The organism is Microvirga yunnanensis (assembly GCF_025460875.1).
Genome location: NZ_JAMXFI010000031.1, coordinates 31803 through 51261, shown reverse-complemented (window position 1 = coordinate 51261; position 19459 = coordinate 31803). Strand labels below are relative to the sequence as shown.

Below are 19459 nucleotides of genomic sequence, written 5' to 3'. Positions count from 1 at the left end.
TGAGAAACTATTTTATGCTTAAAGTAATCTGATGGCCGAACGTCGACCCGGCGCGGCCTATCTGAGAACGGAGCGAGGGACCATGGCCAATTCCGCCGCGCACTTACAATCCGCGGGCAGCTTTGCAGCATCGCTGCTCGCGCAATTCAAACCGCAGGATCGCAGTTTACCCGTACTCCTGCGTCGTCAAGCGGAACGTTATGGGTCACGCCGCCTCTTCGTGGCAGGTGACGTGATCTTGACTTATGAGGGCGCATGCGAACTCGCCGCTCGTACCGCGGCCGCCCTGTCCGCCGCGGGTATCCGACCTGGGGATCGAGTCGCGCTCATGTGTGGCAACCGAGCCGAGTTCATGGCGGCCTATCTCGGGAGCGCTTGGCTCGGTGCCATTACGGTTCCGATCAACACAGCGTCTCGCGGAGCCCAGCTCGAGCATATCCTGCGAAATTGTGGCGCACGACTGATTGTGGTTGAGGCCGAGCTGACTCCGGCTCTTGTACCACTCGCGGGGCTTGGTCTGCCCCTCACCGAGGCTTGGCTTATCGGCGGGGGAGCTCCTGTCGATCTACCCCACCTGGCGGTGCGGCCGATGCCGTCTGGCAACGAACAATGTGAGCCGCACGACACGCGGCCTGGCGACACTGTGGCCATCCTCTATACCTCGGGCACCACCGGTCCCTCAAAGGGCGTTTGTTGCCCGCAGGCGCAATATTTCTGGTGGGGGGTCCATACGGCCATGCTGCTTGGTGTCCGCGAGGGCGACGTGTTGATGACCTGCCTTCCACTGTTCCACACCAACGCTCTCAATAGTTTCTATCAAGCGCTGCTGACAGGATCGACGCTCGTCGTTGAGAAGCGCTTTTCGGCGTCCGGGTTTGTGGCAGCCCTCAAACGTCACCAAGCGACGGTCACCTATCTGCTCGGAGCGATGGTACCGATCCTGCTTTCCCGGGAACCAAGCCCGGACGACAGTGACCACCAAACGCGGATCGCACTCGCGCCGGGAGTCCCTGCCCAGTTTCACCGCCCTTTCACCGAGCGCTTCGGGTTCGGGTTAATTGATGGATACGGCTCGACAGAGACGAACTTCACGATCGGCACAACACTCGACCGGCAGCGTCCCGGGCACATGGGCTGGGTACGACCTGGATTCGCTGCCCGGGTCGTGGACGACGAGGACAATGAGGTGTTGGACGGTCAGCCCGGTGAGCTGATTCTGCGTGCCGATGAGCCGTTCGCCTTTGCCACTGGCTACTTCGAGATGCCGGATAAGACGGTCGAGGCATGGCGGAACTTGTGGTTCCACACAGGTGATCGTGTGGTGCGCGAGCCCGATGGCTCCTTCCGCTTCCTCGATCGCCTCAAGGACGCCATTCGCCGACGCGGCGAGAACATCTCTTCCTTTGAGGTCGAGCAGGTGGTGGTGAGCCACCCTGCCGTCGCCAATGCGGCGGTGTTCCCAGTGCGGTCCGAGCTCGCTGAGGATGAAGTGATGGTCGCTGTCGTGCTCCGAGAGGACGTAACACTTGGGCCAGAGGCGCTGCTGGATTACTGCGCGCCGCGCATGCCCTACTTCGCAGTGCCGCGTTTCGTGGAATTCGTACCCGAGCTCCCGGCGACGGAAAACGGCAAGATCCAGAAATTCAAGCTGCGCGAGCGCGGCATCACGGCGGCAACCTGGGACCGCGAGGCCGCCGGATACAAGGTCGCGCGCTGACGCGGCTCATCAGACCGGCCGGAACAATTCACGGACGAACTGTAGCCGGACCAACAAAGAAGGGAACGGAGAATACCATGACGATGAAGGTTATATCGCCGCCCTCAAGGCGGCCCACGGACACACAGCTGCACCGGATCGTAATCGCTTCGCTGGCCGGCAACGCCTTGGAATGGTACGATTTCTTCCTTTACGGAACGGCTGCAGCATTGATCTTCGGCCCGCTGTTCTTCCCGGTTGGAACGGATCCGCTGACCGGCACGCTGGCGGCTTTCGCCGGCTTCGCTGTCGGCTTCGCGGCGCGCCCGTTCGGCGGGATCGTGTTCGGTCACATCGGCGACCGTTTAGGACGTAAGACAGCGCTGGTCTTAACCCTGTCAATCATGGGCGCGGCGACATTCCTAATCGGTCTTCTGCCGACCTACACCCAGATCGGCATCTGGGCACCCATCCTGCTCGTTCTTTTGCGCATTGCTCAGGGAATCGCAGCCGGCGGAGAATGGGGCGGCGGGGTCCTGATGATCAGTGAGAACGCTCCGCCCGAGCGTCGCGGCTTCTACTCGGCCTGGAGCCAAGTCGGCGTGGCCGGCGGATTTGTGCTCTCAGCTGGAGGCTTTTATCTCGTCCAGCTTCTGCCGCAGGAGGCGTTCATGAGCTGGGGATGGCGCATTCCCTTCCTCGTGAGTGTGATCATCTTCGGCCTCGGCATCTACATCCGTGCGCACCTACCTGAAAGCGCCGAATTCGAGGAGGTTCGTAAGAAGGGTGAACGCAAGCACCTGCCTGTGGTCGAGGCGATCCGTCGGCACCCGCGGGAAATCCTTCTTGCCATGGGGCTGCGTGTTGCCGAGAACGGTGGATCTTACGTCTTCCTCGCCTTCGCACTCGCATACGGCAAGTTCGTCGGCGTGCCTCAAGGCTTGATGCTGCTCGGCGTCATGGTGTCGATGACGCTCGCGCTGGCTACGATGGTGATGTTCGGGGCTCTTTCTGATCGGATCGGCCGCCGGCCCGTTTACCTATTCGGTGCGGCTGGCCTGATGGCTGCCGCCTTTCCCTTCTTTTGGCTGATCGACACCAAACTGCCCGTTTTGGTCATCTTTGCCTTTATGATCGGCAACTCCATATGCCATGCCGCCATGATCGGTACGCAGCCGAGCTTCTTCAGCGAATTGTTTAGCCCTGATGTGCGCTATTCCGGCGTGGCGCTCGGTCACGAGATCGCCTCCGTCTTTGCCGGAGGTCTGTCGCCACTGATCGCGACAGCGCTCCTCGCGACATACCAAGCCGCGTGGCCGGTGGCGCTCTATCTCGCATTCCTAGGGGGGATCTCGGTGGTCGCGGTCCTGTTCGCGCGCGAGCCCGCGCCCAAGGCGAAAGCGGGGGCACTGGTCGAGATCGCCCCACTGCGGGACCGAGGCGCTGGATAGTCGGCGCAAGATCAACTTCAACTCGGGTCGCGTACGACGGCATCTTGGCCGCTGTGCCAGTCACGATGCCGTACAAGCGCCACCCAATCCGCCGAGCACGTTGGTGGATTGCTGACGCTCTTAGGAGGGAGCCTGAAGCTCTCGCTTGACGACAGGAGCGAGACTTCTAGCTCTTACGTGATCAGCGAAGGTTGGACCATCTCATGCCGAGCGAAGCACGCGGACTCTACCGCACCCAGGTACCTGAGCATGAGGCTCGCTACGCCTGGGTTTCCTATGGAGATAGCGGAGGGGAAGACGTACCGGAGGAGGAGTACCGAGCCCGAGGGATTGAGCCGAACTTTGATGCCCTGCCCACCAAGGATGAGTACTACTCTACTGGGGATCCTGCTCTTGACCATCCAGGGGCTAATCGCGCCTAAGGATTCCAAGCGCCGGGACCGGCCACTGCAGCCGGAGGCGGATCTCCTGGCAGCCATTAACGACCATCGGCAGCCTGCCAACCTACGGCTACCGACGCGGGCATGCTCTTTTGATGCGCCCGGTGCGCGAGCAAGGCCAGGCGCCGCCCAACCACGAACGAGTCGACCGCGTCATGAGGGCCCACGGCCACACGTTGCAGCGGCGTGCCGTCGGGGCCGAGGCGTGCCGACACGACGGGCGCATGGCCGTGAAGCACTCCAATCTGCGTTGATGCACGGACGGGTTAGAGCTCGGCTGTAAGAAGACTTGATGTCGCGAGCACCGGCCCTCGGACCCCGGAGGAACGCGCTGGCCTACAGGTAGCTGCGAGTGGGCGGTTCGGTAAACGAAAGAAGTTCCTAAAGATCGTTCGATGAAATGAGTTCACGTGACGCTGTCATGGCAGCTTCGAAAAGAGCCAGGCTTTCTCGGACGCTTGCAGTATCCGCAAGGGTGTGTGCAATCTCTGCTACTCTTTCGAATCCTTTTTCCTTTCCAAGCCAGTGGCAGCAGTCGCAAAACTTGATTTCCATCTCCGATGAAGAATGTGGGTTTTCCGGCGACCCTTTTACGCGGGAGACAACCACCTCGTGAACGTCGCTGTCCTTCAGGATGAGACGCGTCGTATCTGGAAAGTTGGCGCCCTCCCTCATCAAGGAACCGTTATATGAATTCAGCATAATCTTTGGGATCTATGTCTGGATCTCCGGGCTTTCGACTTTCGCGCGTGTCATGTGGTGCAGCGAAAGAGTTCCGGAAGCGAGAACTCGTGCAGTGCAGTATGTGCCGCTGAAGCGAGCCTCCATCTCATTTGTAGGATGATCAAATCTCAAGTTCCGTCGCGCCGTCCCGGGCAGGCGTGTCTCAGCGCGGTCGACTGCCGCAAGCGAAAACCCTTCCTGCTGCCGAAGAAGCTCGATTCCGTCCAACGTGCGGTGAACTGCGCCACAACACGCGAAGCGTTTGGCCAAGAGGCCGTCGTTGTCTATAGCGAGGACGTCGCCCAACCCCTCCAGAGCGCGGATGCATCAAGTGTTTTCATCGCCATTGGAGAAGAGATCGAAAAGACGTCAGCAAGGGAACGCCATGTCCCATGTCGGTGCTTCCGGATCGATCCCGCGGCAAGCCGTTGTTCTCTCGATCCTCGTCCAGTCAATGGCCTGCTGTGGCGCTCGCGCCCAGGAGATGGTCGTTCAGCAGGAACCGATCCCTGACAATGTATGGAGCGATATGCAGGGCAAGTCCTGGCACGAGGACATTGGATGCCCGGCACGGGCCGAACTCGTGCTGCTGACGGTGCCGTATCACGATTTCCAGGGAGAATCCCAACTCGGGCAGTTGATCGTGGCCGCGAAGGTGGCTGCGGACGTGGCCGCCGCCTTCCAGGAGATCTACGACAGCCATTCCTTCCGCATCGAGCGCATGGAACTCATCGACAGGTACGGGGGCGATGACGACCAGTCGATGGCCGCCAACAACACGAGTGCCTTCAACTGCCGCCCTGTGAGTGCCGGTTTGAAACCGATCGCTCACATGCAGGGGATCGCGGTCGACATCAACCCCGTGCAGAACCCATATTTCACTGGGCACCCGACGAGCCCGATGAGCGTGGTCAAACCGGAGGCGGGCAGACCGTATATCGCCGAGATCAACCGCTCGGCTGATGTCATCGGGCTCATCACACCAAGGAGTGTCGTGACCGAAGCATTCGGTAAGCGCCAATGGCGCTGGGCCACCAGCGGGTACATCACTGACTACAAGCACTTCTCGCAGAATGGCAAATGATCGGCACCGGGCGAAATGCTGAATCATACCTCGCGCCCGCGTAAGTCAGCATTGGGTCAACCCGGGAAATCTGCTGCCTGTCAGGAACGTCCGGTGTTCCCTGCCAGAACTGGCATTCGGGTTGCTTCCGGGAAGTGCTATAAGAAGCCTTTTTAAGCTCATCCCAGCCTTCCTGCCGAACCCTCGCCGCGATGTCGCCAAAGACGGTCCACAATCACAACCTCGTCAAGGTCAGCCCGCCGGGGCACGTGCGGGCCCTCAGCCTCCTTCCGTCCATGGCATGAGCATCCATCAGGCTAACCCACGCAAGGGCCAGTCACGGATGTTGGACGCGGGTTACTTACGCGTCGCTAGGGCTGCGGTGATCCCAAGGCCGATGAACGAGGTGCCGGCGAACCAGCGCTGAAAACGCAGGAAGCGCCCATTGCGGCGCAGGAAGTCACCGGCTGTTCCGGCCACAAGCGCAAACATCCCATCGCTCATGATGCCCAGTCCCATAAAGGTCAGGCCAAGTAGGAGAATTTGCCAATGCACCGCGCCACGTGACGGATCAACGAATTGCGGCAGGAAGGCCAGAAAGAAGATGGCTGTCTTCGGGTTGAAGAGGTTGACCACGAAGCCGTCGCGGAAGACGCGGCGCAGCGGCTTAGCTGGCACTTCAGGGCGCTCCGGATCGGGATCCTTCGCCATCAGGGTACGAAGGCCGATCCAGACAAGGTAGGCTGCACCGAGATACTTGACGATCGCGAAGGCCAGTGACGATGAGACAAGGAGAGCCGAGAGCCCGACCGCCGCCGCGGTAACGTGAACAATAGTGCCGAGATGGATGCCGAGCACTGAGACCAGCCCTGCTGCCCTGCCCTGCTCGACCGAGCGGGCGACAATAAAGAGTACCGCCGGTCCGGGCGTCAGCAGCAGCACGACGGACGCAACGATGAACAATCCCCACAAGGTCAGATCGGGCATGAGCTTTCGTCCTCACTTGGCGTCGCGACATGGCAGCCAGGGCGTTACAAGAACTAACGGCGCTCTGGAAGTCGGTGGCCCGGTAAGATCTACGGAGGTGCTACTTACGACAGGTAGTGCCCGGTAACAAGTTTGATCGAGCACGCTCGACCGTGATGAGTTCCGATCCGTTCCCAGATCGAGAGACAGTGAGCGCCATCGACTACATGACCTTACGGCCGACCGATCCCGATGGCGACGATCATTGAGGCTGCAAGTCTATTCTCATGGCTCGGCGGGCCTCTGGGACTTTCGACGCGATGAGGGTGCCCCGGTTGAACCGCGGATTTCCAGCTTCGTCTGGAGCCGAACGACCTGGGGCGTCGTATCACCGGCGATGGCGGCGAGCGCCAACTCGCAGGCAACCTTCCCCATATCCCGGAGCGGATGGGAAACTGTCGTAAGGGCGGGGCTAAGGAAGCGTCCGATAGTGGCATCGAATCCCACGATGGAAATGTCGTCCGGAACCCTCAAGCCTGCCTCGTACGCGACCTGAAGTGCGCCAGCCGCAAGGACATCGGATGTGATGAGAACCGCAGTCGGCTGCTCGCTGGCTTGCAGCAGGTGCCGCATGCCCATCTGTCCCCATGCGGTGATCGGATCCTCGCCCGCCGCGACGTAGCGGCCCAGGAAAACGATGTCATCCACGTAGCCAATTCCGGCGGCCTGGAGCCCCTGCCGATAGCCTGCAAGGCGCTCTTCCTCGACCGCGCTGGGCACACCCAGAGTGCGGTACAGGGCTGGGTCGCCCCCGATGAACCCAATCCTCCGATGCCCAATCTTTACCAGATGCTCGACTGCCTGGACGGATCCGGCGGCATTGTCGACGACGACAGCGGACGTCGGCCGATCCAGCACGCGCTCGACCTGCACAGTAGGAATGCCTGCCGCCGCCGCGATGTCGAGGCTCTCGACGTCGAGGGCGTACGTGAAGATCATCGCGTCCACCCGGCGCTCGATCAACCGCTCGACCCCCAGGCGCTCGCGCTCGCGGCTTGCCTCCATGTTGAGGAGGATGACGGTGTAATCGTTGCGAAGGGCCTCATCCTCGATCCCCCGGGCGATCTCGGCGAAGAACGGATTGTGGGTCGTTGACCGCAGGAAGTTGCCAATGGTCATGCTTCGGTTCGTCCGGAGGCCGCGTGCGACCCCGTTGAGACGATATCCCGTCTGCCGGAGTGCCTCCTCGACCCTCCTCCGGGTCTCCTCCTTCACGTAACCGTTCTTCTTGAGAACGCGCGCGACCGTCGCAGTCGAAACCCCGGCTTGCTCGGCCACGCCTATCAGGGTCGCGGACTTGGACATAGTTTCGATTCCCCTACCCTCCAGGATGCCTAGTCGAGATCACGGCCCGGTGCGACGGTCCAGGTTCGCGCCGGGGCGGGCAATCCACAGTCCTGAACCCCAGGCTCCAGTAGTTCCGCCACGACAACTAGCCATTACGTCCACTTGTCATATAAAACAGAATATGTCATCGATGACATAGACAATAAAGTCGGGCCATTCGCAAGGAATGAGACCACGGCTTCAACGAGGAAATGCCGGAGGATCTTGTTCCTTCGACAACTCTGAGCTTGCCCGGCGCCGAGAGGCGCAACGGGGGTGTGCGCCCTGGCCAAAGTTGGCCGGAGGCATCAGGAACAGGAGGAGTCGCGTCATGCGTCTGCCCACCGACCGTCACCATCGTCGGACTGACCGCTCTCGGATGTCTGTTCCCCTGATTGGTAGCCTGGCCCGATCCGGCAGAGCCATCAGGATTGAGCCTGCGGGCAACCCCATCCATCTGTTCGACACGGAAAGCGGAGAGCGCATCCCCTGAGGGAAGGCGGCCTAAGCGCGGAGGTTCGCGTCACGCCCATGTCCAGCCTGAAAGCCCAGGGATTACGGCATGTCGGCGCGGCGACGATGGTAGCTGGCACCACGACCAGACAAGGGAGGAAATCATGAAACGAATGGATAGACACTTGATGGGCAGGTTCCGTCTTTTGAAGATGGGATTGCTCGCCACCTCGCTCATGGCAGTCACAGGCGGGGCGCACGCCCAGGTCAAGATCGACTTCTGGGACCAGATCTGGGGCCCCGCGGAGTACATCGACTCCGCCAAGGCGCTCGTCGACAAGTTCAACAAGGAGAACCCGAAAATCCAGGTCCAGTACCGGTCCGTGCCATGGGCGAACTGGTACCAGACCTATGCGACGGCGATCTCCGCCGGGACCGCTCCCGACGTCAGCACGGGCGCCGGGTACCAGTCGATCCAGTTTCACGACATGGGCGCGATCAGGCCCATGAACGACGTGATCACCGACTTCGAGAAGTCCGGTGACCTCAAGGACTTCGTTCCCGGATCCGTCGAGAAGCTGAAGGCCGGGGACGAGTACTTTGCCCTGCCGTGGAATATCGACATCCGGATCTGGTTCTACAACAAGGAGATGTTCGACGCTGCCGGCGTCAAGCCGCCGACCAACTGGAGCGAGTTCCGGACCGCCGCCAAGTCACTGACGAAGAACGGCAAGTACGGTCTCGTCGCCTCGGGCGACACGGGTGGTTCCCACTACGTCTACAGCCTCATCCTGAACAACGGGGGCGGCCTCTTCAACGAGAAGAAGGAGCTCACCTTCAACACGGACCGCAACAAGGAGGCGCTGCAGTTCCTGTCCGACCTCGTGAAGGACGGCTCCGTGCATCCGGCAAGCGCCGGCTACGACAGCGACCAGCGCCGGCGTGCCTTCTTCCAGGGCGAGGCGGCGATGATCCTCGACGGTCCCGGCCTCCTGGATGCAATCCCGGCCGACCAGCGCCAAAAGTTCGCGGCGGTCTCGCCGATGACGGGTCCCCATGGAGACAAGGGTACGATCTTCTGGGTCAACAACATTATGATGTACGAGCAGACGAAGAACCCGGAGGAGGTGAAGACCTTCCTCGAGTGGTGGTCGCGGAACCAGTTGCCGCTCTGGACGCAGGGCAAGGTCCGCTCCCTCCCCGCCCGTGTGTCGTTCTCGAAGGATCCGTTCTTCGCGCAGGATCCCGCACGCCAGACGGCCATCGCGGAGTACGTGCCGATCGCCAAGACCACGGGAACCAAGTCCGAGGCGATCTTCGCCAAGCTGAACGCGGTCGAGGGTGACGGGGTCATGATGTCCCTGATGCAGGAGATTCTCCAGGGCAAGGACCTGGGCCCGGCGATGGAGCGCGCCGAGGGTAAGCTCAAGAGCATCATGAAGGAGTAGCGAGGGATGGCGATCACGACCACCATGAAACTCGGCCGGGAGGCAGCCGTACGCAGACGCCGGACCATCGACGTGCTGCCCGCGCTGCTGCTGCTTCCATCCGTGCTTCTCATAGGGTGCGTGATCGCCTGGCCCCTCCTGACCGGGATGGAGTACAGCCTGCACAAGGGTACCCTGCTCCGTCCCGGCGCCTTCGTGGGCCTCGACAACTACGTCGCGCTCGCCGACCTTGGCGAGTTCTGGCACGCCCTCCGTTTCAGCATCATGTTCGCGGTCGTGAACGTCGTGTGCTGCTACCTGCTGGGTCTCGGCATCGCGCTGCTGATGGACATGGACGTCCCCTTCCGCGCGTTTTTCCGCGTGGCGTTCCTGTTGCCCTGGATCATCCCGTCGATCGTGTCCGTCGTCAGTTGGCGCTGGCTGGTCGCGGACCAGAATGCGCCCGTGAACCAACTGCTCTCCCTTGTCGGGACCGACCCGATTTACTTCCTCAGCTCGGACACGTGGGCTCAAGTCGTTGTGTTCGCGGTCAAGATCTGGCGCAGCTTCCCCTTCATGATGGTGTCCCTCCTCGCCGCCCTTCAAGGCATCGACCGCTCGCTCTACGAGGCGGCCGCCATCGACGGGGCGACGCGGTGGCAGACCTTCATCTATGTCACGCTGCCCCAGCTCAAGGGCATCTCCATCATCCTGTGCATTCTGATGACGATCTGGACCATCAACGACTTCGAGACGCCGTGGCTGATCACGCAGGGTGGTCCTTCGAACGCGACCGAGAACCTGATCCTGTTGGCCCATCGCCTGACTTTCGCCCGGAACCAGGTTGGCCTTGGGTCCGCCGTCTCGTTCGTGACCTTCCTGATCCTCATGGCACTCGCGGTCATTCTTCTGCGCCAGCAAGGGAGGGACACATGAGAGGGCTTCTTCCGGCACGGAAGCGTGCATTCCTCCTGCTCGTCATCACGGCCATCGCGGTCGCCATCAACACGCCCATCATCCTGATGGTCCTCAACTCCTTCCAGACGACCGAGCAGATGCTGATGTCGAAGTCGGTGCTACCGTCCGAATACACGGTTGCGAACTACGGGTTTCTCATCGCGCGGACATCGTACCTGCGCTTCTTCTCGAACAGCGTCCTGATCGCTGCCGTCAGCACGATCCTGACCATCGTCGCCGCTGCCTTCGCCGGATACGCACTGTCCCGCTATCGCACGAAGCCGATTACCCTGTACTCGCGGATCCTCCTCATGGTGCAGATGTTCCCGATCATCATGGCGATCATTCCCCTGTTCGTGCTCTTCAGGAAGTTGGGGCTCATCGACAACCCGCTCTCGGTCATCATCATCTATGCGACCGTCCACCTGCCCTTCGCGACCTGGATGTTCAAGGCCTTCTTCGACACGATCCCGCGCGAGCTCGAGGAGGCCGCGCTCGTCGACGGCTGCTCCCGCCTCGAGGCATTCTTCCGGATCGTCCTGCCCCTGTCCGGCCCAGGGATCGCGGCCGTCGCGATCTTCTCGTCCCTGTTCTCGTACAACGAGTTCTTCGTCGCGAGCATCTTCCTGAGAACCGAGGCGCAGATGCCGATCCCGGTCGGCGTCCAGATGTTCATGCAGCAGTACGCCACGGACTGGGGCAGCCTGATGGCGGCCGCCACCCTGACGATGGTCCCAACCTTCATCTTCTTCATGTTCGCCCAGAAGTACATGGTCCACGGCGGTCTTGCCGGGGGCGTGAAGGGGTAAATCCGGTCACATAGGGAAACACCATGCCTGAAATTCTACGTGTCGGCGTCGTCGGCTGTGGCGAGGTCGCCCAGATCATCCACCTTCCCACCTTGCAGAACCTTAGGGACAAGTTCCGCGTCACGGCGATCTGCGACGTCAGCGCCAAGGTGCTCGAGGGCGTCGGGGAGCAGTTCGGGGTGAGGCATCGCTTCCAGGACTACCGGGAGCTGGTCAACTCCGCCGAGGTCGATACGGTCCTGATCGCCAACCCGCACGTCTTCCACGCCGAGGTCGCCATGGCCGCGATCAAGGCCGGCAAGTCCGTGCTGGTCGAGAAGCCCATGTGCATGTCCCTTGCGGAGGCGGATGCGCTGATCGCCCAGGAGAAGCAAGCCGGGGTCGTCGCCCAGGTCGGGTTCATGCGCCGCTACGCGCAGGCCTTCACGGAGGCAAAGCGGCTGGTGCAGGAGCTTCCCGACATCCGGCTCGCCCGCGTGCACGACGTCATCGGGCGGAATCCGCTCATCATCACCCAGATCAACAACGTGATCCGGCCGACGGACTTGCCGAAGGGCGCCGAGGAGGAGCTGCTGGCCAAGCAGAGGGAGATGGTGACCGCGGCGGTCGGACCGGTGCCAGAGCCCCTCGACAAGACGTACCTGCTCCTGCTGGGACTCGCCAGCCACGACATCTCGGCCATGCGCGAGCTGCTCGGATTGCCCAAGGGGATCCTGTACGCGGCATGCCGGGGTCCCGAGGGGCGCACGGTCTCAGCGGCGTTCGACTACGGCGACTTCGTCTGCCAGTTCGAGACGAGCGTCGATGCCATCCCGCGCTTTGATGCTCACATCGAGGTCTACAGCCCGTCCAGGATCGTCCGGGTCGACTACGACACCCCCTACGTCCGGAACTTGCCAGGTCGCCTGACCGTCCTGGAGCCGGGATCCGACGGCATGGCCAAGCGGCAGGTCGGATCCACTTGGAAGGACGCCTTCGAGATCGAGTGGCTGGCCTTTCACGAGAACGTCACGCAAGGACGCCGACCGAAGACCTCGCTTGCCGATGCCCGCGAGGACCTCGTGCTCTTCAAGGAGATGATGTCGATGATCCAAGAAGGTTGGTCCGCAGCCGATATGCGCGGGCGGGTAGCTGCTCACGCCTGATCCTGCGGTTCCCTCGGAGGTGCCCACTGTGAAGCGGCACCGAAGGTTAACCCCCCTCGCGCGAGCAGCGAAACGCCTTGGTTTAGCGATAAAATGGGAATTCGGCGGGGTCGCGATCGGCGCCGATGATGACCCCGCCGACACCATGAATTTGCAACAACGTCATGCACTTGATGGCAGTCGGCTGGGGGGCAGCATTCGACGCCAATTCACACCCGAGAACTACAAGGTCGGGCGAGTTGATGTGGTCGTGCGGCTCAAGCAGAAACCACAATGTCGATGAGGCTCTTCACAGCACTGGCGGTGGCCAGAACGCCCAAAGCGTTAACGTAATTGTAGCAATCCAAAGGACGATGATTGCCGCCGCCGCGATGCGGCTGGTCGGACGCTCCAATCGGCGCTGCGCCTCCTCCCGGAACTCCGCCATCAGAGGCTCGGGGATCATCATGATCAGCAAGGAGATTACGATGGGCAGAAGGATCACCTCGTCGAGATAGCCCAGCACTGGGATGAAGTCAGGTATCAAATCGATCGGGCTGAGGGCGTAAGCTGCAATCACCACGGCTGCGGCCTTCACATACCATGGCACCCGCGGGTCGCGGCCGGCGATGTAGAGCGCCACGACATCCTTCTTGATGGCGCGTGCCCAATCCTTCAATCGTGCCCCGATCCCCATCCCTTAGCCCTTTTCGGAGAGAGGTCTGTCTTGCCCGAACGCCTATAGGGGATCTCAGCCGCGCAAGCCAGCGAAGGAACGTTTGGGCCAAACCAAGAAGATCGGTGGTGACGTTGGAAGGTCCGCTACCTCCCGTACTCCGGAAATACGTCTAAGGTCGAGCCCATGCCAGGGCACGACCTTCCTGCAATGGCGCGGTTGGATGAAGTCCACTGACGGAATCCTTTCGATCTCCGCATCTGCACCTTTCAACCGGATTACCGGGTCTTCGACGTCCTAGTCGCTCACATGCAGTGCGTTGACCAACACAGCGGTCGAGTACTCATCATGAGGGCACCGGTATCCTCAGCGGGTTCCTTCGAAGCCGATTTTAGTGCGGTTCCGCCCCTCCTCCTTGGCTGCGTAAAGGGCCCTGTCGGCTCGACGGAGGATCGAGCTGCGGTCGTCATCCGGTAGAGCTTCGGCCACTCCGGCGCTGAAGGTGCAAGAGAGTTCGAGCCCACTGTGCTCCAGGACTGCTGGGGGAAAGCCGTCGCGGATGCGCTCGATCATGCGCACGGCGTGGTCGAGCCGAAGCTCAGGCAGCAGGAGCAGGAACTCCTCCCCGCCGGTCCGACCCAAGCGATCCTGTGCCCTCACCCTCACACGGCAGGAGCGCGCGAAATGCTCGAGGACGGCATCGCCCGCCTCATGCCCATGCGCATCGTTGATGGCCTTGAAATGGTCGAGGTCGATCACGGCAATGCACAAGCCGGATCCCGTATCTTCAATGGCGGCGAGCGCCTCATCGAGCAGTCCCAGGATGTGACGACGGTTCGGCAGCCCGGTGAGCTGATCGGTCCGGGAGGCCCTCAGCGCTGCCTCGTGGGCCTGACGCAGGGACTTCTCGTTGTTCTTCAAGGCCGTGATGTCAGCGCCGACGGACAGAACCCAGCCGTTCGGCAGGATGGTGTGGTCGATCCAGAACCAGCGACCATCCACCAGATCGGTCTCAAACGACTTGCGGGGCACGCTCCGGCGTCGTGGAAGGGTTCGGGCGATGAAGGCCTCGACGTCATTGTCATCGATCCGCACCCCCAGTCCATTTCTGTGCGCGTGGCGGAGGATGGCGGCGAAGGTGAAAGGACCGTCGTAGTCGCCGAGGAACATGCCCTGATAAGTCTTGTTGGCGTACCGGAGGTTGTCGTCGGCATCGAAGATGGACACAGCCTGCCCGCTTTCCGTGAGGGCCTCCACAAGGCAGCGGAGCGCTTCATCGTCGGGATTGGAAGGGGGTGAGGTCATCGAAACTCAAGTCAGAAAGGGACAAGCAGAATAATGAGCCATTGCCAGCCTGCAAACTCGCCGTCCACTGAGGGGTTCCCCTTATTTGGCCTCGTTTGGTAAATAGCCTCGTGGGCAATGCCCCTAAGGCCGCGACGGGTCAATCTGAGTCCTAAAGCAAGGTTCGGCGAGCGTCTCGATAGCTGTCCATCGTGGAAGTACGGCTAAGGTCGGCCCGTGCCGGAGCAGCCATTCGCGATCATCTGGGACAAGGCCAATCTGACAGCATTGCATATCGATTGCGCGGCCGAACTCTGGCTTCCGAGATCCTTATTGTCTGCCAGGAGGCCCTGCCCAGGCGAGCACTCAGCTTCAAGCCCTGGTATCAGAACTGCGCGATCAGCTTGAGCTTGGCCTGATGGTGGTCAAAGTTCTCGAGGTCGAGGTAACCAGACCCGTCATTCGCCTTCCCGGCCACTTGGACGTTCCATGCCGCGGACAGGGACAGCTGGTCGGAAACCTTCACGTACAGGGTTGGGCCGATGAACAGTGCGTGTCCCTCGAACGCCTTGAAGTCGAGACCCTGGTACTGGCGCAGGTAACGCGCCTCGGCGCCGACAAACAGGTTCGGCACCGCCTGGTAGGCCACGGCTGCGGAGATCCCGAGGGTCGACTCCCGCTCCGCGGGCGTCCGAGTGATGGCGACGGCCGCGGGGTCGGACGGATCCACTTCCTCCAGGTCACGATCAAGGCCGATGAACGTCCGAGGTCGCACACGCTCCGCCTCATAGGTGAGGTTGACCGCTCCGAAGAGCCGCTCGGGCACCAGGGCCGTGTCAAGGCTCAGCACCGCCTCAAGGCCCGTGCGGCGCGCGCGCTCGCCCGTGTCCCGATCGAAGAAGCCGAACTGAGGCTCCACGCTGAGCGTGACCCCGACGGGAGACGGGTCGCGCTTGATGAACTGGTAGCGCCACTGCGTGGAGAGCTGGCTCAAGCCGCCGGTATTCCGGTTCTCGAGATCCGGGACATTGCGGATCCAGTAGCGGTCGAAGGTGGCATCAAGCGAGAGGCTGAACCTCTCGGCCGGGGTGTATTCCAATTCGAGCGTGGGGCTGAACACGTCATAGCGCCCGCCCCTACGGCCGAAGCGCCCCATGCTGTCGATGGAGGCTTCCAACTCGCCCGGATCCCCCACGTCGCTGCCCTCGGTGAACCCGAACAGATCCTCGGTGTCGACTTCGGATAGGGACTGCTTGTCCTCCTGGGACTGCTTGTTATCTTGGGCCTGCTGCCTGCCCTGAGGCTGTGCCGGACGCGGCGACGACCGACGCGGGAGCCCTTCGGCACAAGCTGGATAGATCAAGGCCACGAGGGCCAAGGCGGGAGCGACACGAAGGACAGGGCTAAGCGACATGGCAGCTCCGGCAGACCTCATGACCCAGTGAAGGCTTGACTTCAGGCGAACCCTAGCCTTTCGCTCCCTAGGGCGGAAGGCCTGCAAAGGTCGTGCTTGCAGGGCAGGCAACTGCGAGGTCGATGCGCCGCAGTGACTTGGCTGAGCCGGCTCGACAGCGTTGCAGCAGAATGAGGAACACCCTCCCTTGTCGGCCTGACGCGAATGGGTCCGGGCCGCGGCTCAATCGTCGGCGGTCGCCTGAGACCTTCGAGACGAGCTATTTCCCCATCCCACTACGATCCGTTGGGCCCCTGCGTTACTGGGAAACGCTATCGGCCCTCCTGCGGCTGTAGCGTTCCGCCGGCAGGCGATGAGAGATGTTCGGCAGGAGCGCTGCCCGCGCGGTTTTGAAGGCAGTCCAGTCGGACACGTCCGGGAGTGCTGGAATCGTGACCCGTTCTCCCTGATCGAACCCAGCAAGCGCCGCATCGACCATATCACTGGTCTCCATGACAATGTCCTGTGGGAGAGCGTTGATGTCGAGCCCTCCCTTCTCCCACAGGTCCGTCCGCGTGACGCCGGGCAGCACGGCCTGCACACGGACGCCGTAAGGCGTAAGCTCGCTGTCGAGCCCTTCGCTAAAGGCGAGGAGATAGGCCTTACTGGCACCATAACCCACACTGATGGCTGGTTGATCGCCCCGAATGGCCACCACGGAGGCGATATTGATGATGTCGCCCCGATGTCGTTGTGCCAGGCCAGGCGCAACGGCTCGTGCCAGGCGTGTCGCCACCACCACGTTGAGATGGATCATGGCCTCGAGACGCTCGGGGTCCATCTCGATCGTTGGACCGGCCACCGCGGTACCGGCATTGTTGACGAGCATAGTGATGTCGTCCGAGCGGAGTCGTGTCTCCACCTTACGGAGGTCATCGGCGTCCGCAAGATCAGCTCGCAGGACCTCAGCTTTTACGCCGGTCTCGCTGATCAGCCGGGCTGCGAGGGCGTTCAGCTTTGCCTCATCGCGGGCGACGAGAACGAGATCGTATCCGCGGCGGGCGAGACGGTCTGCATACACTGCTCCGATGCCGGCCGACGCGCCGGTGACCAATGCCGTTCCTAATCCTTGGTTCATATCCATATTCCTTCGGTTCAAGAGGAGGGACGCAACAAGGCGAATGCACCTGCCGCTCAGGCCGCGCGCTCGACTGCGATAGCCGTGGCCTCGCCGCCGCCGATGCACAGGGATGCGATCCCGCGGGACAGTCCCCGTTGCTCCAGCGCATGCAGCAGGGTCACGATCAGGCGGGCGCCGGTGGCGCCGATCGGATGGCCGAGGGCGCAGGCACCGCCATTCACGTTGAGGATGTCGTGGGGAATACCGAGGTCCCGCTGCGCCGCCATGGCAACGACGGCGAAGGCCTCATTGATTTCGAACAAGTCGACATCCCCCACGCTCCAGCCCGCCTTGTCGAGGAGCTTGCGGATCGCCGGGATCGGGGCCGTGGTGAACCAAGCCGGATCCTGTGAGTGGGTGGCATGGCCCTTGATCTCGGCCAGGATCGGCGTGCCCTCGCGCTCCGCCACCGAACGGCGCGTGAGGACGAGAGCCGCGGCTCCATCGGCATTGGCGGACGAACTCGCCGCTGTAATCGTGCCATCGGGTCGGAAGGCGGCTTTCAGAGAAGGGATCTTCTCGGGCGAGACCTTGAGCGGGTTTTCGTCAGTCTCAACGATGGTGTCACCGGTTCTCCCTGCGATCGCCACAGGTGCGATTTCGCTGGAAAACGCGCCGTCTTCAACCGCCTTGCGGGCCCGGGTTAGGGTCTCGACCGCATAAGCATCCTGATCGGCCCTGCTGAACTGATAAGCCTCCGCCGTCGCCTCACCGAAGTCGCCCATCGGCCGACCTCCCTCATAGGCGTCCTCCAGACCATCCATCATCATGTGATCGAGGAGTCGGTCGTGCCCGACCCGGTAACCGCTCCGGGCCTTCGCCAGAAGGTATGGGGCATTGGACATCGATTCCATTCCGCCGGACACCACGATCTCCGCTGAACCGGCCAGAATGAGATCATGGGCTAACATGGTTGCCTTCATGCCGGAGCCGCAGACCTTGTTGATGGTCGTGGCACCGGTTGCGTCTGGCAGGCCTGCCCCGCGGGCCGCCTGGCGGGCGGGGGCCTGGCCCTGTCCGGCCGGCAACACGCAGCCCATGAGGACCTCGTCGACCCTCTCGGGCGCTAGGCCGGCGCGGTCGAGCGTGGCGCGAATGACATGGCTGCCGAGATTCGGAGCACTCAGTCCCGAGAGACTGCCTTGAAAGCGTCCGAGCGGGCTGCGGACGGCGGAAACGATCACGACCGGATCATGCGACGACATCTGCGTCTCCTTTATATGATGGTTGACATATAACATGATGAACGTAATGTAAAGTCCACTGCAATTGGAGTGCCGCATTGCGCTACGAAAAGGGTCACAAGGAACAGACACGCAAACGCGTCATCGATATCGCGGGGGCGCAGTTTCGCGCCAAGGGCATCGATGGGACCGGCGTCGCCGGCCTGATGGCGGATGCCGGGCTGACCCATGGCGGCTTCTACGCCCATTTCAAATCGAAGGACGACCTCGTTCGGGAGGCCCTCTCAACCGCCCATGCGAGCAGCCGCGAGGCATGGGCTGCAGAGGCGAAGGCTGCACGCGAGCGCGGCGAGGACGGACTCGAGGCCATCGTGCGGCGGTATCTGCGCACGGTACATCGCGACCGGCCGGAGGCAGGCTGCTCCGTTGCCGCGCTGGCGTCCGAGGTCGCCCGCAACGATCCCAGGACCCGCACCATCATGGCCGATGCTGTGGGCGAGATCGTCGCGATCATCGCGGCCGAACTGCCCTCGTCCTTCTCCTCGGAGAAGGCGACGGAAACCGCCTATGCCATCTTCGGACTGATGATCGGCACCCTGCAGCTTGCCCGCGTGACCACGGATCCAGCTCTCTCCGAGACGATCCTGCGCTCCGGTCAGGAGGCCGCACTGCGTCTCGCCCGCGAGGCGGTGTGACGAATTCGGGCCACCCCTTAACCATTGAGGCTGTTTGGAAGCGATGAAGGGAGGGTGCTGGCATGGAGAGCCACAAACGAGAACATCTGTTTCTGGACGACCTGCACGTCGGCCAGACCTTCACGAGTGCGTCACACAGGCTGGATGCCGAGCAGATCAAACGCTTCGCAGAAGAGTTCGACCCGCAGCCGTTTCACCTTGATGAGGATGCCGCTGCCAGGTCGCTCTTTGCCGGCCTTGCAGCCAGCGGCTGGCACACGGCTGCTGTCACGATGCGATTGCTCGTGAACGGTGGCGCGCCCATCGCCGGCGGGCTTGTCGGCGCCGGCGGCGAGATCGCGTGGCCGAAGCCGACCCGTCCTGGCGACGAACTCCATGTCGTCAGTGAGGTCCTGGAGATCATCCCATCCCGCTCCAAGCCGGACCGCGGCATCGTGGTGTTGCGGAGCGAGACTCGCAACCAGCGCGGCGAAGTCGTTCAGGTGCTGACGTCGAAGCTTGTGGTTCCTCGCACCCCGTCTACCGAGTCGCGCTAAGAGCGCCTAACAAAAC

Annotated in this window: 18 protein-coding genes; 9 read left to right on the top strand and 9 right to left on the bottom strand. The window is 62.1% G+C overall.

The genetic code is table 11. The features are described from left to right. Positions 1-82: 82 nt before the first annotated feature. Both NF876_RS16900 and NF876_RS16895 read left to right on the top strand, forming a co-directional pair. The gene (locus NF876_RS16900; RefSeq protein ID WP_262269947.1) at positions 83-1717 is read left to right on the top strand and encodes an ATP-dependent acyl-CoA ligase; all 1635 of its coding nucleotides are present in this window, start codon (positions 83-85) and stop codon (positions 1715-1717) included. 77 nt (positions 1718-1794) lie between these two features. Beyond that, positions 1795-3147 carry an MFS transporter gene (locus tag NF876_RS16895; RefSeq protein WP_262269946.1) on the top strand — a complete coding sequence of 451 codons (1353 nt, stop codon included), beginning with the start codon at positions 1795-1797 and terminating at the stop codon, positions 3145-3147. 821 nt (positions 3148-3968) lie between these two features. Here NF876_RS16895 and NF876_RS16890 read toward each other — a convergent pair. Together NF876_RS16890 and NF876_RS43455 are read right to left on the bottom strand one after the other, a co-directional pair. After that, entirely contained in the window at positions 3969-4289 is a 321-nt protein-coding gene (locus NF876_RS16890) for a hypothetical protein (protein WP_262269945.1), read from the bottom strand. 12 nt (positions 4290-4301) lie between these two features. Further along, positions 4302-4580: a hypothetical protein gene (locus tag NF876_RS43455; protein WP_373696675.1), complete on the bottom strand. Its 279-nt coding sequence runs from the start codon at positions 4578-4580 to the stop codon at positions 4302-4304. A 115-nt stretch (positions 4581-4695) separates the two neighbouring features. Between NF876_RS43455 and NF876_RS16885 the strand changes: the two genes are divergently transcribed. Next, positions 4696-5394: a M15 family metallopeptidase gene (locus NF876_RS16885; RefSeq protein ID WP_262269944.1), complete on the top strand. Its 699-nt coding sequence runs from the start codon at positions 4696-4698 to the stop codon at positions 5392-5394. A 336-nt stretch (positions 5395-5730) separates the two neighbouring features. Here the strand turns inward: NF876_RS16885 and NF876_RS16880 are convergent, their stop codons facing one another. Continuing rightward, positions 5731-6360, bottom strand: coding sequence for a LysE family translocator (locus NF876_RS16880; protein WP_262269943.1), 630 nt, complete (start codon positions 6358-6360; stop codon positions 5731-5733). A 264-nt stretch (positions 6361-6624) separates the two neighbouring features. Then, positions 6625-7704 carry a LacI family DNA-binding transcriptional regulator gene (locus NF876_RS16875; protein WP_262269942.1) on the bottom strand — a complete coding sequence of 360 codons (1080 nt, stop codon included), beginning with the start codon at positions 7702-7704 and terminating at the stop codon, positions 6625-6627. Between the two features lie 662 nt (positions 7705-8366). Between NF876_RS16875 and NF876_RS16870 the strand changes: the two genes are divergently transcribed. From NF876_RS16870 to NF876_RS16855, 4 genes are read left to right on the top strand one after another with little or no spacing between them, the layout of a single operon-like run. Then, positions 8367-9626: an ABC transporter substrate-binding protein gene (locus NF876_RS16870; protein ID WP_262269941.1), complete on the top strand. Its 1260-nt coding sequence runs from the start codon at positions 8367-8369 to the stop codon at positions 9624-9626. A 6-nt stretch (positions 9627-9632) separates the two neighbouring features. Further along, positions 9633-10541 (top strand): carbohydrate ABC transporter permease, encoded by a 909-nt coding sequence (locus NF876_RS16865; RefSeq protein WP_262269940.1) that lies wholly within the window; start codon positions 9633-9635, stop codon positions 10539-10541. After that, positions 10538-11371 carry a carbohydrate ABC transporter permease gene (locus NF876_RS16860; protein WP_262269939.1) on the top strand — a complete coding sequence of 278 codons (834 nt, stop codon included), beginning with the start codon at positions 10538-10540 and terminating at the stop codon, positions 11369-11371. The genes NF876_RS16865 and NF876_RS16860 overlap by 4 nt, the downstream gene beginning before the upstream one ends. A gap of 23 nt (positions 11372-11394) precedes the next feature. After that, positions 11395-12516, top strand: a complete 1122-nt coding sequence (locus NF876_RS16855) for a Gfo/Idh/MocA family protein (protein ID WP_262269938.1) — start codon at positions 11395-11397, stop codon at positions 12514-12516. A gap of 289 nt (positions 12517-12805) precedes the next feature. On the opposite strand, the gene NF876_RS16850 is transcribed toward NF876_RS16855, so the two are convergent. The 5 genes from NF876_RS16850 to NF876_RS16830 all read right to left on the bottom strand — a co-directional run bounded on the left by NF876_RS16850 (position 12806) and on the right by NF876_RS16830 (position 18233). Beyond that, complete coding sequence (locus NF876_RS16850) at positions 12806-13138, bottom strand: YkvA family protein (protein WP_315975048.1); 333 nt, start codon at positions 13136-13138, stop codon at positions 12806-12808. A 399-nt stretch (positions 13139-13537) separates the two neighbouring features. Next, positions 13538-14476, bottom strand: coding sequence for a GGDEF domain-containing protein (locus tag NF876_RS16845; protein WP_262269936.1), 939 nt, complete (start codon positions 14474-14476; stop codon positions 13538-13540). Between the two features lie 364 nt (positions 14477-14840). Then, positions 14841-15869, bottom strand: coding sequence for a DUF6662 family protein (locus NF876_RS16840; RefSeq protein WP_262269935.1), 1029 nt, complete (start codon positions 15867-15869; stop codon positions 14841-14843). Between the two features lie 298 nt (positions 15870-16167). Beyond that, complete coding sequence (locus NF876_RS16835) at positions 16168-16986, bottom strand: SDR family NAD(P)-dependent oxidoreductase (protein ID WP_262269934.1); 819 nt, start codon at positions 16984-16986, stop codon at positions 16168-16170. Positions 16987-17042: 56 nt separating this feature from the next. Further along, entirely contained in the window at positions 17043-18233 is a 1191-nt protein-coding gene (locus NF876_RS16830) for an acetyl-CoA C-acyltransferase (protein WP_262269933.1), read from the bottom strand. A gap of 77 nt (positions 18234-18310) precedes the next feature. Between NF876_RS16830 and NF876_RS16825 the strand changes: the two genes are divergently transcribed. Both NF876_RS16825 and NF876_RS16820 read left to right on the top strand, forming a co-directional pair. Next, positions 18311-18907: a TetR/AcrR family transcriptional regulator gene (locus tag NF876_RS16825; RefSeq protein ID WP_262269932.1), complete on the top strand. Its 597-nt coding sequence runs from the start codon at positions 18311-18313 to the stop codon at positions 18905-18907. 62 nt (positions 18908-18969) lie between these two features. Continuing rightward, the gene (locus NF876_RS16820; protein WP_262269931.1) at positions 18970-19443 is read left to right on the top strand and encodes a MaoC family dehydratase; all 474 of its coding nucleotides are present in this window, start codon (positions 18970-18972) and stop codon (positions 19441-19443) included. Positions 19444-19459: the final 16 nt, after the last annotated feature.